We start from the raw sequence: 16,374 nt of genomic DNA, 5'->3' as shown, positions 1-16,374 counted from the left end.
TAAAATAAATATTAAATTTATATTTGTCTAAGATTAAATCTTACAAGCATTGCTTTGGCAAATGTCCTGCTGTAACAACTTCAAATCGTCTTGCATATCTTCCGCACCATCACGAGTATTTTGATAATAAAGAGTTTTTACTCCAAATTTATACGCTGTTAATAGGTCCTTGAGTAATTGTTTCATTGGTACTTTTCCAGCTGGAAATTGAGCGGGATCATAATTAGTATTAGCAGCAATGGCTTGATCAATAAATTTTTGCATTACACCCACAAGATGTAGATATCCATCATTGTTTGACATTTCCCACAAAAATTCATAGGAATGTTGTAGGCGAATTGATTCAGGGACTACCTGACGTAAAATACCATCTTTAGAAACTTTAATACTTACTAAACCACGCGGTGGCTCAATACCATTAGTAGCATTAGAAATTTGAGACGATGTTTCCGATGGCATTAATGCTGACAAAGTGGAGTTGCGTAAACCGTATGCTTTAATGTCTGTACGCAAAGTTTCCCAATCATAATGATTGGGTTCATTAGTAATACTATCAAGATCTTTTTTATAAGTATCAATAGGAAGTATACCTTGCGCATAAGTAGTTTCATTGAACCATGGACATGCCCCTCGTTCTTTAGCTAAATCACAGGATGCCTTCAGTAGATAATATTGAATAGCTTCAAATGTACTATGAGTTAAATTATTAGCACTTCCATCAGAATAACGTACACCATTTTTTGCTAAATAATAAGCAAAATTGATTACACCTATACCGAGAGCCCGACGACCCATAGCACCTCGTTTTGCAGCTGGAACTGGATATTTTTGATAATCAATTAGTTCATCAAGTGCACGTACTGCCAACGGCGCTAGCTTGTCTAAATCTTCAAGACTATTTATCTCACCAAGGTTAAAGGCCGACAGAGTACACAGCGCAATTTCTCCATCGTTGTCATTAATATCCTCTAAAGGTTTAGTAGGAAGAGTAATTTCTAAGCATAAGTTAGATTGACGAACTGGAGCAATTTCCGCGTTAAAGGGAGTATGAGTATTACAATGATCTACATTCTGTACGTAGATACGACCCGTGGAAGCACGTTCTTGCATCATCAATGAAAATAAATCCAATGCCTTAATTCGACGTTGATGAATGCTATTATCTTTCTCATATTGCGTATATAGTTTTTCAAATTCATTTTGATTGGAAAAGAATGAATCATATAAACCTGGTACATCAGACGGGCTAAATAGAGTGATATTTTCTCCCTTTATTAGACGTTGATACATAAGTTTATTTAACTGTACGCCATAATCTATATGACGAACTCTATTATCTTCAATACCACGGTTATTTTTGAGTACTAAAAGGTTTTCTATTTCTAAATGCCAGATAGGATAAAATAAAGTGGCAGCACCGCCGCGTACACCACCTTGAGAACAAGATTTAACTGCTGCTTGAAAGTATTTATAGAATGGTATGCAACCAGTATGAAATGCTTCGCCACCTCGAATTGGACTACCTAACGCACGAATTCGACCAGCATTGATGCCGATACCAGCTCGTTGTGATACATATTTTACAATAGCGCTTGAAGTAGCATTAATAGAATCTAGGCTATCTCCACATTCGATTAATACACAAGAGCTAAACTGACGAGTGGGTGTACGTACACCAGACATAATAGGTGTAGGCAATGAAATTTTAAACGTTGATATTGCATCGTAAAAATGTTTTACATAACATAGTCGTGTTGTACATGGATAATTAGAAAACAAGCAAGCAGCTACTAAAATATATAAAAACTGAGCGCTTTCATAGATTTCACAAGTAATTCTATTTTGTACCAGATATTTACCTTCCAATTGCTTAACAGCAGCATATGAAAAATTCATATCACGCCAATGATCTATAAAACTATCCATTTGATTAAATTCGTGAATATTATAATCTTCTAGTAAGTGCTGATCGTATTTTCCCATTTCTACAAGACGAGCAACATGATCGTATAGTTTTGGTGGTTCAAATTGACCATAAGCTTTTTTACGTAAATGAAAAATTGCCAGTCTTGCAGCAAGATATTGATAATCAGGCGCTTCTTTTGAAATTAAATCTGCTGCAGCTTTTGTAATGGTTTCATGAATGTCGGTAGTTTTTATGCCTTCATAAAATTGAATGTGAGAACGTAATTCCACCTGTGAAACGGAAACATTGTTTAGTCCCTTCGCCGCCCAGTCAATAACTCGATGAATCTTGTCTAGGTTAATAGTTTCTTTACGTCCATCACGTTTAGTGACTAGAAAACTCTGATGCATGCAGCCCCTTACTTGTCTTTTTTATAGTCTTTAAAGATTACATTCCAACATGTAGGAAAGTTACGTTTTTTAGAAAAATAATTTGTTATATATATAAGATCTTTGATCCTGTTGACTAACAAGATAATAACAATGCATTACCAATGCAAGTGAGTCGAATTAGGATCTATGTGGATAGCATTGAGAAAATAACGTTCATAAATAAGGTAACTTACTATTTAATTTATGTTTTCTGGTTAATAAACATAGAAGAAATAAAATTTATTTGACCTTGAATTTTATTCAATAATAGTTTCTTATAGTGAACTTCTATTTCAATAGCTAGAATATAGCAAGATTTTTTAACAAAATACTACTACTGCATAGTATATCAAATTTTTATATTGACTGCTTCGTATATAAGATATAGTTAACATCCACATTATTACATAAATAAAATTGATCTTTGAATGGATTGTATTTTAAACCAATAATCTGCTTTTCATGCAACGAGGTGTCATCGATCCAATCGAGCAACTCAGCAGGTTGAATAAATTTATTAAAATTATGAGTTCTACATGGTATCATACGCAATATGTATTCAGCACCAATAATAGCTATTAATAATGTTTTTAAATTACGATTTAAAGTCGAAAAAAATACTTCACCATTTGGTGTTATCAACTTGGCACAAGCTTGTACAATTAATTTTGGATTTGGCACGTGTTCTAATACTTCCATGCACGTTATAATATCATAAGCACCAGGATAGATACTAGCATGGTGTTCCACTGTTTGATGGATGTAATTAATAGATATACCGCTTTCAAGGGCGTGTTGTTTAGCACTTTCTAATAGTTCCGCACTTATATCTAGACCAGTTACTTTTGCTCCTTCTCGTGCCATACTTTCTGACAATATTCCACCGCCACATCCAACATCAAGTACATTTTTAGAAAATAATCCTTTAGAACAATTAAGAATATAATCTAAACGAATCGGATTAATTTGATGTAGTACTTTGAATGCACCATTTGGATCCCACCAACAATTGGCGACAGAATTAAACTTGATAATTTCGTTGAAATCAATATTGTTTATATGTTTTTTGATGTGTAATAATGTTTTATCACTCATAAAGGTTATTATAATTTTTATCTATTAATATATGTAAAATAATCTATTCAGTAGCTAATGTCTTGATAAGGTTGTACTCTTCTATGTTAGAAACAATATTCTCTTCCGAATATATATAAAACTAAAGTAATTTTTATATTTTCCTTATCATTTCAAGACTGCCATTATACTGAAGAAAGATGATATAATCTGAAATTATGACACTTGGGTAAATGCTATATACAGTAACACTATAAGGATAGTAGCTCAATGAGCAATTTTGGTAAAGAAATTATACCAGTTAATATAGAAGAAGAGATGACACTCTCTTATTTAGATTATGCCATGTCGGTTATTATTGGACGTGCACTGCCAGATGTCCGAGATGGACTGAAACCTGTCCATCGTCGTATACTGTTCGCAATGAATGTACTTGGTAATGATTGGAACAAACCTTATAAAAAATCAGCGCGTGTTGTTGGTGATGTCATTGGTAAGTATCATCCTCATGGAGATAGTGCTGTTTATGACACTATCGTACGTATGGCACAACCTTTTTCTTTACGTTATACACTGTTGGATGGTCATGGTAATTTTGGTTCAGTCGATGGCGACTCAGCTGCTGCAATGCGTTATACAGAAATACGTATGGCAAAAATTGCTCATGAACTATTGGCAGATTTAGAAAAAGGGACTGTCAATTATACCTTTAATTATGATGGGACTGAACAAATTCCAGATGTTATGCCTACTAGAATTCCAAACTTGTTAGTTAATGGTGCTTCAGGTATTGCTGTGGGCATGGCTACAAATATTCCACCACATAATCTTGCAGAAGTTATTAATGGATGTTTAGTATATATTGATAATGAAAATATTAGTGTTGAAAGCTTAATGAAATATATTCCTGGTCCTGATTTTCCAACAGCAGCTATCATTAATGGCCGATGCGGTATTGAAGAAGCTTACCGTACTGGACGAGGAAAAATTTACATCCGTGCACGCGCTAAAGTAGAAAACAATAAAAAAACTAACCGTGAAACTATTATTGTTCATGAAATTCCCTATCAAGTCAATAAGGCACGTTTGATTGAAAAAATATCTGATCTAGTAAAAGAAAAAAGAATTGAAGGAATTAGTGGTTTGCGAGATGAATCTGATAAAGATGGTATGCGTATCATCATCGAAATAAAACGTGATGCAATAGGAAAAGTAGTGCTCAATAATCTTTACTCTTTGACTCAATTGCAAGTATCCTTTTCTATCAATATAGTAGCCTTGCATCAAGGAAAGCCAAAAATATTATCGTTGAAAGATATTTTATCAGCTTTCATTCACCATCGTCGTGAAGTAGTAACCCGACGAACCATTTTTGAATTGCAAAAAAACCAAGAACGTATTCATATACTAGAAGCATTAACGATTGCAATGATGAACATTGATCTAATTATTGCATTAATTCGTCAAACATCGACTCCAGAAGAGGCAAAAATTGCTCTTGCGTCTCGTCCTTGGACTCTAAAATCTATTGCAAACATTCCACTAAATCATATCGAAGATATCAACAAGCTAGACTGGACAAAGGAGGAACCGAAGCATAGAATTCTTGATGGACAATATTATCTCACGGAACAACAAATTCAGGCAATTTTAAATGTCCGGTTACAAAATCTGACGAATTTGGAACATGAAAAATTATTTAAGGAGTATCAAACTCTACAGTCCTTAATTAGGGAACTCACACAAATTTTAGAAAATCCAATTTGTATGATGCAGGTAATACGTAAAGAATTAATAGCTATTAAAGAACAATATGAAGATCCTCGGCGTACTGAAATTACTACTCATTCCTCTGATATAGAAGTTGAAAATTTAATTAATCAAAAAGATATAGTTGTTACTCTATCTTATCAAGGATATATAAAATATCAGCCGTTAACTGACTATGAAGCTCAACGCCGTGGTGGAAAGGGAAAATCAGCTGCTGCTGTAAAAAATGAAGATTTTATTAATCGTTTATTAATAGCAAATACTCATGATACTATCTTGCTTTTTTCAAATCAAGGAAGAATCTTCTGGAAGAAGATCTATCAATTACCAGAAGCAAGTCGAGATTCTCGTGGTAGACCAATAGCTAATCTTTTGCCTCTGCATCCGGAAGAACGTATAACTGCTATTTTACCAGTAAAACAATATAAAGAAGGAAGTTATGTGTTTATGGCAACAGCTAACGGTATTGTAAAAAAGACTTCTTTGAATGAATTTAGCCGTCCGCGCAGTACCGGTATTATTGCCATAAATCTTAATAAAGGCGATGAACTTATAGGTGTTGATCTAACCGACGGAAAAAATGAAGTTATGCTATTTTCTTCCTATGGAAAAGTTGTTCGCTTTTCAGAAAATCAAGTTCGTAGCATGGGCCGTATTGCAATAGGTGTTCGAGGAATTAATTTAGCAAAAAAAGATCATATCGTTTCTCTTATCGTACCGCGTAATAATGGACTTATCTTGACGGTAACCCAACATGGTTACGGGAAATGTACTCTTCAATCAAAATATTCAACTAAATCGCGAGCCACGCAGGGCGTAATCTCTATCAAAGTTAACAAACGAAATGGAAAAGTAGTCGGTGCGGTACAGGTAAATGAGTGTGATCAAATTATGATGATTACTGCTTTTGGTACTTTAGTACGCATACGGGTTTCTGAAGTAAATATCAGTGGCCGAAATACTCAGGGTGTTACACTAATTCGTACTGTAAATGATGAAAAAGTAGTAGGTTTACAATCTCTAATTAAACCACCAGAAGATACAAATATAAATCAAGAAACATCTGAAAACTAAATCATTTTCACCAAATAATTAATTATTTTAATAAAGTTCATGAAAATGACTAAATTGAATTTAGTTATTACTAATAATAATCATTTGTCATAATTAACTAGATGTGATTCTAAAACTAGAATGTGATATCATTTATTAGTTTTCAATTTAGGTAATTAATTTGCTTATATTTAATATGCTTAAATTATTTTATTTCACATTGCAGTTATTTTTCAGTTTTTTTTAAAAAAAGTATAAATTTAGAAATTTTTGTCTATAGACAAAAAAAATTACGAGCATGGAATTTGATAAAGTCAAATAGAGTCAATCAATCAGCATTGATCTAATCAATGTATTTATTTGTGTTCTACAGCTACAAATTATGATAGAAAATAAAATATTTATAATGAATAATTTATATTCTATTAATTACATACTGTTTAGTAATCGTTCTAGATTGTTGTATTTTTAACGTATTGTAACATCCAACAAAATGGATGGGATTGATATTAATCATATATTGTTTCACTTTCTTCTTATAGAAAAATATGATGTCTATATTTAAATTACATTTACTGATAAAATTAATTTATTTTAATTTAATTGAGTATATTAGAACAATATCTAGTTTTTATTGAAATGATCAGATCAATTCCTTCAATTACTATCTTAATAACTTACATTATCTTTTGGATTAAATCAATTTGATAATTAATAAATCAAATGATTTCTATATAAGTTGCTATAATGTTAATAAGCATCTAAAATGTTCAATATATGAAAATTGACATATACATTTTATTTAAAATCATGTCTTCATTTTTATAGTATATTATTTTTTAGGACGTAATACTGGAAAAAAAATTACATCTCGAATAGTATGTCTATTAGTCAATAACATTACCAAACGATCAATTCCAATACCTAATCCAGCGGTTGGTGGCAATCCGTATTCAAGCGCAGTGATATAATCATTATCATAGAACATGGCTGTGATATCGACATTATTATTATGTTTAGACTGTATTTGTTCAGTAAATCTAATAGCTTGATCTTCTGGATCATTTAATTCTGAAAAACCATTTCCTATTTCTAAACCTCCAATAAAAAACTCAAACCTTTCAGTAAAAAAAGGATTCTCATCATTACGGCGAGCTAGCGGCGAGACTGATGCTGGATAGTTAGTGACAAATGTCGGCTGAATCAAATGGCTATTTGCAATTTCTTCAAATATTTTAGTTTGAATTAATCCAATCTCCCAGCTTTTATTTATATCGATGCCAAGCGATTTTGCAACAGAAGTTATGGAGACCTTATCGTTTAAAGATTCTGAAGAAATATCTGGACAATAATGACAAATCATTTCTTTCATAGTCATTTTAGTAAAAGGTTTGTTGAAATCAAAAACTTTATCACCATAGCGTACTATTCTAGTACCTAGTACTCTCTTAGTTAATGTTCGAAAAAGATCTTCTACTAGCGACATTAAGTCGCGATAGTCTGCATAGGCCATATAGAGTTCCATCATGGTGAACTCTGGATTATGGTATGTCGATAATCCTTCATTTCGAAAATTACGATTAATTTCGAAGATTCGTTCAAAGCCGCCTATAACTAACTGTTTCAAATATAGTTCTGGCGCGACACGTAAATACATGTCATGATTGAGTTCATTATGATAGGTAATAAATGGACGCGCTGATGCTCCTCCTGGAATGGGTTGCATCATTGGTGTTTCTACTTCCATAAATTCGCGATCGATCATAAAACGACGGATTTCCGCTATAATATGCGAACGCAGTTTAAATGTTCGTCGTGAATAATCGTTAGCAATAAGATCTAAATAACGCTGACGATAGCAGATTTCTTGATTAGTTAATCCGTGAAATTTATCTGGTAGTGGACGTATTGCTTTAGTAAGTAGACGAATTTTATAACATCGAACAGATAGCTCTCCTGTACGAGTTTTAAATAATTTTCCATGTACACCTAAAATGTCGCCGAGATCCCATTGTTTAAAATGCTCGTTATATATATCATTAGATAAATTATTACAGGTCACATAGAGCTGAATTTTTCCACTAACATCTTGTAAAGTCACAAAAGCAACTTTTCCCATAATTCGACGAGACATCATTCGACCAGCAATGTTAACTGTAATATCCAATTTTTCTAGTTCGTTATTACTTTTTTCACCATAGCATTCATGTAATTGTTCGGTGATAGTATCACGACGAAAATCATTAGGAAATGCTATGCTTTTTTGACGAAGTTGGATCAATTTTTCCCGACGTATACGTAATTCATTATTTAACTTTAAATCTTGAGAAATATTATTTTTCAAATATAATTCAGACATATAGATTTTTATAACCCCAATTTCAAACTAGCTTCAATAAATTTATTTAAATCACCATCTAGAACTGCTTGGATATTTCGTGTTTCAATGCCAGTACGAAGATCTTTTATACGAGAATCATCAAGAACATATGAACGAATTTGATTACCCCATCCAATATCGGATTTAATATCTTCCATTGCTTGCTTTTCAAGATGTTTCTTTTTTAATTCAAGATCATATAACTTTGCCTTTAATTGTTTCATCGCCTGGTCCTTATTTTTATGTTGTGATCGGTCGTTTTGGCATTGTGTGACAATATTTGTTGGCAAGTGAGTTATACGAACTGCAGATTCAGTTCGATTAACATGTTGACCGCCTGCACCTGAAGCACGATAGACATCAATACGTAGATCAACTGGATTAATTTCAATATCTATATCATTATCCACTTCCGGATAAACAAAAGCAGCACTAAAAGAGGTATGCCGTCGTCCGCTAGAATCAAATGGACTTTTCCGTACAAGACGATGAACTCCGGTTTCAGTACGTAACCAACCATAAGCATAATGACCTACGATTTTGATCGTTACTGATTTAATACCTGCTACTTCTCCTTCAGACATTTCTATTATTTCAGTTTTGAAATCACGGAATTCTGACCAACGCAGATACATTCTAAGCAACATGCTAGCCCAATCTTGAGCTTCGGTACCGCCAGAACCAGCTTGGATATCCATATAGCAATTCGATATATCATATTCATTAGAAAACATACGATTGAATTCTAATGGAGTTAATTGTTTTTCCAAATTGCCTAGTGTATTTTGAATTTCAAAAAACATTTCTTCATTTTCATTATTTTCATTTTCTTCGATAGATAATGTTAAAAGACCATCAACATATTCTAGTTCTTGAGTAAGGTGATCAATTGTTTCAATGGTAACTTTCAAAAGGGATCGTTCTTTACCTAAAGCTTGAGCGAGACCAGATTTATTCCAAATATCAGGATTTTCTAATTCAACATTAATTATATTTAAACGTTCTCTTTTAATATCGTAGTTAAAGATGCCTCCTTACAATGGAGGTTCTTTCAAAAAGATTTGCAATGTGATTTTTTATCAAATTAATAATTTCAAACATAGATTAATGTGCTTACCTATAGTAAAATATGTACTAATATAGCATTATAATAGATTGACGGTCCAGTAGAAGATAATATCACTCATTGAGTAAAAGAAGTGCATGCTATTTACAATGGCCAAATATGCTGAATTAATAACTGTAAACTGCGTTGTCCTCGAAATGTGATTACATTAAGTTGATAAGCTAATTGGACAATATGAAACTCATTTATGGGTAGACAGGAGGGATCAATATTAAAAGCAATGCCATCGAGTATTGGTCCACCTATTAATGGTTTTAAAATAAGCTTTAAATGTTGTTTTTTTATTATTTTATGATTTACTATCTGAAAGTAACCATCAAATAGTGGATTTGGAAACGATTGTCCCCAAGGACCGGCATTTCGCAAAAGTTCTGCAGTATTTAGTGTCAGATCTTTATCTGTCAATTCACCATCTGACCAAATCACCTCTTCGAATTGTGTAGAATTTGAATGATCATTAACTAATTCAGAAAAATGTTTTTGGAATAAATTAAATTTTTTCTGTTCTAGCGTTAAACCAACTGCCATAGCATGTCCGCCAAAATTTAGCATTAATTTTGGGTACAGAACATTTAGATGTTCAAGTAAATTACATAGATGCAATCCGGAAATTGAGCGTCCTGAACCTTTTAAAAGACCATTTTGAGTTGAAGCAAAAGCAATAACTGGTCGATGGAAATATTCTTTGATTCGTGCGGCTAGAATTCCAATTACCCCCTCGTGCCACTTATCATGGTACATAGCTAACCCATATGGCATTTGACTCTGATTACATGACTCTAGATTCTGACATAAGGTCATAGCTTCAACTTTCATTCTTTGTTCAATTTCACGTCGACTTTTATTAAAAACATCCAATTTTTTTGAAAAAATATGAGCTTGAAGTAGATCATCCGTCAATAACAAATCTACTCCTATTGACATATCATCAATTCTTCCTGCAGCATTCAGTCTAGGTCCTAGTGAGAAACTAATATCATTAGTGCATAATTGAGTTCTATCAATTTTAGCTATATCCGAAAGTGCTTGAATGCCGGGACGACATCGACCGGCTTGGATACGCTTGATACCTTGATGAACTAAAATACGATTATTGGAATCTAGTGGTACTAAATCTGCTACGGTACCAAAAGCTACTAAATCTAGAAATTCTGCTAATTTAGGTAGCATTATGCCTTTTTTTACAAACCATCCAATACTATTAAGCTGAGCACGTAATGCCAATAGTAAATAAAAGGCTACTCCGACTCCTGCTAAGCATTTCGAAGGAAATGTACAATCATGTACATTAGGATTTACAATAGCATCAGCATCTGGAAGAATTGTGCCAGGTAAATGATGATCAGTAATAATTATCGGAATGGCTTTTTCACGTGCTAATTTTACTCCAGCATAGGAAGAAATTCCATTATCTACAGTGAGTATTAACTGAGCGTGGTGTGCTGCTGCTTTTTCCACGATTGCAGGACTCAATCCATATCCATCTTTAAAGCGATTTGGTATGAGAAAATTCACGTTTTTCGCACCCATTTGTCTTAATGACAGAACTGTTAGTGCTGTACTAGTGACACCATCAACATCAAAATCTCCAATTATCATAAAATTGTGTTGATTGAGTATTGCTTTTACAAGCAATGTCACTGCCGTCTTAATACCATTTATTTGATAATAAGCTAGCAAATTTCTAGTTTTTAACTCCAGTTCACTGATGGTATTGATACCACGTTGTACATAAAGTTGTTTTAGTAACAATGGAATATCAGCTTCTTCTAAAAGAGAAACGTTTCCTATTGGACGCCGACGTAATGTAGTTTTATTTATCATTATTTTATTGCTATATTAATGTTCTATCATTTACTTTAAACATTTTTATAATATTGGACATGCATATAGCCATTTTAAAACTATCTAATTTTGAATTAAAGAAACACTACTAATAGTATTATTATATTACATATATAATATATACTGATACTAATAATAAATATTGATAAAAAGTGTTTAGTATTTCAATTACAGAATAAAACAATATCTCAGTTAAATTACTATTAAGTATATCTGACACCAGGATCAGACAATTTTTATCTAAAAATTAGTTTTTATTAGAATAGGAAAATATTATTAGATTATATTGGAATATATCATAATTTTCGTGTTTTCCATGTAGTTTATAACTATTATTACTGAGGATCTTCGTAAGATATAATTACTCTTTTTAAGAAATTTTTGATGATAGTTAGCATCTTAAAGTATTTTTAAATAATTAAACAAAATTTAAATAATCTTGTTTAGTGATTAATTAATATTCTATGATAATATAGATGGGAGTATATAGTAAGTCATTCATTAATGTTTCTGAGTAGGTATGTCGTATTGAATGTTATTTAAATTTGAATTTTATTCACATCATTTAATAGATTACTTGAGAATTGATGTTTTTTGATAATAAATAATGGATCTATTTTATATCGATACTGCTGACAGGTATATTTAAATACTTTAATAAGTATTAACAACTTTAAATTATCAGTATTACGCAACAACTAAAAATTATAATCTTTACCAAAATCTAATTTTTAGTAAAGCATTGCAATGCTACATTATTTATTTTATTAAAAAAATATTATTTATATTTTAAATTCATTGCTTTTAATGTTAATAAATTAATTTTTTGATCTTATTCAAATATAATTTATAAATTTGTGTTTATTGGTACAGTTAACAAACTTTCTAACTTTATTTCGAAACAAATTTTATATGTCAGCTTACCCAAGATTTACGTTTGTCATTTTGGATTTGAATCATAGAAACAATTTTTTCAAAAGCATGATTATCTGGTTTTGTATAGTTTATGATCCAGCGAAATAAGTCAAGATCATCACAATACAATAAACGAATAAAATGTAGTTTTTCTTCCTCATTTAGGAAATCGAAATTTAGTTCGAAAAATGGTGTAATAATGATATCTAGTTCACGCATACTCCTTCGGCATGCCCATCGGAGTTGCGCTTTATTATAAATTTTTATATTAATTTTCCTTTTATACTCAAAACATTAATTATTTAATTGATATTTTCGATTATCTTTAAAACGTATCTATTGTACTGAACTATAAGTTTATGGCAATAGACGAATAAATTTATAATACAACGATATTGCAATAAAATAGATGCTAAACAAGCATATATTCCATACTTTCTACAAGAAACATACATTGTGTTCTATATAATAGAGTAATATTAATATATTGACAAAATTAAATATTCTAATTTAGCACTGGCTAATTAATTTAAATCAATAATATATAATAAAATGCCAAGTTTTTATTTTTAAAAACATTCACTAATCAATTTTTGATTAACTATAAAGTATTTAGTTCAAGTTCTATTGTTTAATAGAAATAACATAAATTCATAAAAATCATAGCAATATGAAAAAAAATAAATTAAGGGAAGCATTCCTACATCCGTTTAATAGGATGAATTTTAACCGTCTTAAACAATGTTCTTATTATCAAACTAAATTAATTTAAATTATACATTTAATCTTCAAATTATAAAAATTCATTCAAGAATACTAAATTTTTAGACCACAAACTTTTTAATGAGATGATTGTGTATCTTAAAATACATTTTTTGAAGGAAGAGATTATTATCAATATTATGTGTGACCTATAGCAATAACATTGTATTTGATTGTAAATATATCAGTTATTAATTATATATGATAAATATCTATTAATGATAGTCTCATTGTATGTAGTAATGCGTCGGCATTCTTCGGTTTTCAGCGTTTTAATCTTTTAAAAATTATCTTTATAATTACAGTTCTGTTACTAAGTAACGATGTTATTTTTTAGTTAAGTGATTTAATTATCTAGTTTTTAATTGCTAATATTAGCGATTAAATTACTATTATTGATTTTACTTGATATACTTACTTGTATTGGTTGTAATAATCATTGAGCAATGAATATGATTATGATCAATATCAAAAACTAACCAAAGTAACTGCGAATTAAAGAAAGCATGCTACATAGTGTGAATTGTATTATTAAAATGATATTTAATTAATCAATACAAAAATTAATCTAGAAAACTAAGTTCTGTTAATTTAAGTTATTTTTTAATTTAAAGTTATATGTAATCATATCCTAATAATCAATTTAATGTATTCAATTATTTATTGTAAAACTTTGAAAGAAACAAACAATTTTAAATTTTATGGAAACAGTGTCGTACAAAGAAATGTTTTAACTTTTTATAAAACAATGTTTTAACTTTTTATAAAACATGGTAAAGGACAAATATTTAGCATACTTGTGCTGTCATTGCATACACGTAATGAAGCATTTTTAGATAAATGATTATTCATCACTGCTTGTATTGTAATAGAAGTATCTGCAAGTCGACAAGCTGCTAATACTGTTCCGGTTCGTCGCCATCGGTTTTCTATTTGTAATTCAAGCTCATCTCCAGCAACAGGAATATGAGACGCTTGTCCTAACAACCAATATAAAGAACGTTTATTAATACCGCGATATTGAGCCCGAGCTACTGTCTCTTGACCAATATAACAACCTTTGTTAAAATCAATTCCCTTGAATGCTTGAATATTGGTAGCTTGAGGAATAAACTTCGTAATATTGGCGCTGTCAATTAATGGATAACCAGCTTCTATATCCAGCGCTAACCACTGTTGGCTATCATTGAATTGAGCTATGCCTGTTAGTTTTTTTTGTAATGCATCACGTATTTCTGGTGTTGTTATAAGTAGGAAACGAGATGTAGGTAAATTAAAATGAATAATGGTTGTATGTTGATGATGTATCACAGGACCAGATGCATATTGCATACAATCAAATAATTCACTAAGGGTTTCTTGTGCTTGAAATCCTGCAATACCCAGCAATACCGCTTGATCATTAGCTGTTATTGTGATTTGAGATAGAATAGAATATTTTTTTAGTGCACTCAGTTGAATATCGCGTACACTACGTCGTACGATATATCCCATTCCGTTTCCATAATAAAAAATAAATAAATTACTAATCATTTTACCTTTAGGGTCGCAATGAGCAGAATAACAGAAATAATCTGATTTTAATTTTTTTACGTCACATGTAAATTGTCCCTGTAAGTATTGTATAGTATCTTTACCATGTAGCGTGATTAATGCCCACTCCTCTAGAGAAATTAGAGTCAGAGGTAAATGTTGCGAAGATAATGGTAATCGGGGAGTAAAAGATACATTCGATAACATAACTAAGCCTATTGATATTTGATGGTATATAAAATGTCCTCATTTTCCTAATGCACTCATTTGCAATACAATGCTTACAAAACATTATAATTTTATAACTAAATGTGATTTACAATATGACATATGCTATTTTTTTGTTATGTTCTTTCGAACAAAGTGAGAACAAAAAGAATAGAAACGTTCATATACATGAGTATATATCTTACCTACTAATGTTGAACACCGTAAACTAAGAACCACACTAATGCATGCTACCACCAAAGATCCTGCCATATCCAGTGGAAAGTGCACACCCATATAAATTCTAGCCCAAGCGATAACAATACTAATAACGAACAAAAAGATACCTTGCCAGCGTAATATTCTACTTATAATCATACTAAAGCTTATGGCACACGATAGGGACATATGATTGCTGGGAAAAGAATTATTAGCAGGATGAGAAAGAAAATGTTGTCCAAGTGGAATCATAAATGGCCTCAGATGATATATCATAAAAATTTTTTCAATAGCTACATTGATAACTATTGAAAATAGCATACTAAGTGACGCTACTAATACAACTTTTTTAGTTTTCTTTCCACGCCAAAATAAATTAGAAAATAACATTAATGGAAATAATACGATGGCATCGCGTGCAAAGAATGTGCCTATTTGAAGGATACCGGGGTTAACTTCCACAGGAGCGTTAATTAACTGAAATAAGTACAGGTTGAGTTGTTCTAGTATTGGAATAGATATTATCATAATGATATGTCTGTATTGAATATTGGAAAATAGGTATATTATGCTATAATGTCAATATTATTACACTTTTATCCAAAAAAGGATCGTTATTAAATTAGCGATATTAATCTATATTACGCACAATAAATTGATAAATGGCAGTATTGAAAATAAGTATTCATGCATATTCCATTATCTCAATAAGATACTATTTAAAATGTTAATCATTTGTTTGCTTTTCTGTGATATATATAATAATGACGATAATGCAATAAAATTAAGTTAAAAGATGAGATATTTTCAATTATAAAATACAAGATGTTTAGCAAAATTTATCATATATATCAAATTTGTTGATAACAAAGTTAATATAATTGTGACTTTATTGTTGCTGAATTCGTTTTTGATAAGATCAATAAATCTAACAGATCAGCTGTATTGATTTCTTTTTACTTAATGAATAGCAGAATATATTTTATTAGCAAAATTGAATATTAACTAGAAAAATAATTCTTTAGAAGATCTATATAATTGATATGTCAAGTATTGTAGTCTAGAATGAATTATAAGAAAATTGTAATTTCAATAAACGTGAACTATGTATAAATATTTTTATAATTCATTTGGTGGCAATAACTTATATTAT

The 16,374-nt window shown here is 30.8% G+C and carries 8 protein-coding genes and 1 pseudogene; 1 reads left to right on the top strand and 8 read right to left on the bottom strand.

The window, feature by feature from the left end:
* Positions 1-33 precede the first annotated feature (33 nt).
* The gene (nrdA, locus tag ACICP0_RS00785; protein ID WP_395480062.1) at positions 34-2,316 is read right to left on the bottom strand and encodes a class 1a ribonucleoside-diphosphate reductase subunit alpha; all 2,283 of its coding nucleotides are present in this window, start codon (positions 2,314-2,316) and stop codon (positions 34-36) included.
* 378 nt (positions 2,317-2,694) lie between these two features.
* Positions 2,695-3,432: a bifunctional 2-polyprenyl-6-hydroxyphenol methylase/3-demethylubiquinol 3-O-methyltransferase UbiG gene (gene ubiG, locus ACICP0_RS00780; RefSeq protein ID WP_395480061.1), complete on the bottom strand. Its 738-nt coding sequence runs from the start codon at positions 3,430-3,432 to the stop codon at positions 2,695-2,697.
* 249 nt (positions 3,433-3,681) lie between these two features.
* Between ubiG and gyrA the strand changes: the two are divergent.
* Positions 3,682-6,231 (top strand): annotated as a pseudogene (gene gyrA / locus ACICP0_RS00775) (DNA topoisomerase (ATP-hydrolyzing) subunit A); the annotation flags it as partial.
* A gap of 835 nt (positions 6,232-7,066) precedes the next feature.
* On the opposite strand, the gene lysS reads toward gyrA, so the two are convergent.
* The 6 genes from lysS to ACICP0_RS00745 form a co-directional block, all read right to left on the bottom strand.
* The gene (gene lysS, locus ACICP0_RS00770; RefSeq protein WP_395480060.1) at positions 7,067-8,593 is read right to left on the bottom strand and encodes a lysine--tRNA ligase; all 1,527 of its coding nucleotides are present in this window, start codon (positions 8,591-8,593) and stop codon (positions 7,067-7,069) included.
* A gap of 8 nt (positions 8,594-8,601) precedes the next feature.
* Positions 8,602-9,715 (bottom strand): peptide chain release factor 2 gene (gene prfB / locus ACICP0_RS00765; protein WP_395480059.1). Its coding sequence is split into 2 segments (ribosomal slippage): positions 8,602-9,645 and positions 9,647-9,715, totalling 1,113 coding nucleotides; the frame shifts between segments, so codons are not numbered across the junction.
* Between the two features lie 109 nt (positions 9,716-9,824).
* Positions 9,825-11,564, bottom strand: coding sequence for a single-stranded-DNA-specific exonuclease RecJ (recJ, locus tag ACICP0_RS00760; protein WP_395480058.1), 1,740 nt, complete (start codon positions 11,562-11,564; stop codon positions 9,825-9,827).
* Positions 11,565-12,500: 936 nt separating this feature from the next.
* Positions 12,501-12,719, bottom strand: coding sequence for a succinate dehydrogenase assembly factor 2 (locus tag ACICP0_RS00755; RefSeq protein ID WP_395480057.1), 219 nt, complete (start codon positions 12,717-12,719; stop codon positions 12,501-12,503).
* Between the two features lie 1,296 nt (positions 12,720-14,015).
* Positions 14,016-15,002 carry a tRNA-modifying protein YgfZ gene (gene ygfZ / locus ACICP0_RS00750; RefSeq protein ID WP_395480056.1) on the bottom strand — a complete coding sequence of 329 codons (987 nt, stop codon included), beginning with the start codon at positions 15,000-15,002 and terminating at the stop codon, positions 14,016-14,018.
* Between the two features lie 126 nt (positions 15,003-15,128).
* Entirely contained in the window at positions 15,129-15,749 is a 621-nt protein-coding gene (locus tag ACICP0_RS00745) for an undecaprenyl-diphosphatase (protein WP_395480055.1), read from the bottom strand.
* Between the last annotated feature and the right edge of the window lie 625 nt (positions 15,750-16,374).

It is taken from the genome of Candidatus Curculioniphilus buchneri endosymbiont of Curculio glandium (assembly GCF_964275155.1).
Lineage (GTDB): Bacteria > Pseudomonadota > Gammaproteobacteria > Enterobacterales > Enterobacteriaceae > Curculioniphilus > Curculioniphilus buchneri.
This window is presented reverse-complemented; position numbering and strand designations above follow the sequence as displayed.

Coding starts and splice junctions, on each gene's coding strand:
- nrdA (WP_395480062.1), bottom strand. CDS start 2,316: ATGCATCAGAGTTTTCTAGTCACTAAACGTGATGGACGTAAAGAAACT.
- ubiG (WP_395480061.1), bottom strand. CDS start 3,432: ATGAGTGATAAAACATTATTACACATCAAAAAACATATAAACAATATT.
- lysS (WP_395480060.1), bottom strand. CDS start 8,593: ATGTCTGAATTATATTTGAAAAATAATATTTCTCAAGATTTAAAGTTA.
- recJ (WP_395480058.1), bottom strand. CDS start 11,564: ATGATAAATAAAACTACATTACGTCGGCGTCCAATAGGAAACGTTTCT.
- ACICP0_RS00755 (WP_395480057.1), bottom strand. CDS start 12,719: ATGCGTGAACTAGATATCATTATTACACCATTTTTCGAACTAAATTTC.
- ygfZ (WP_395480056.1), bottom strand. CDS start 15,002: ATGTTATCGAATGTATCTTTTACTCCCCGATTACCATTATCTTCGCAA.
- ACICP0_RS00745 (WP_395480055.1), bottom strand. CDS start 15,749: ATGATAATATCTATTCCAATACTAGAACAACTCAACCTGTACTTATTT.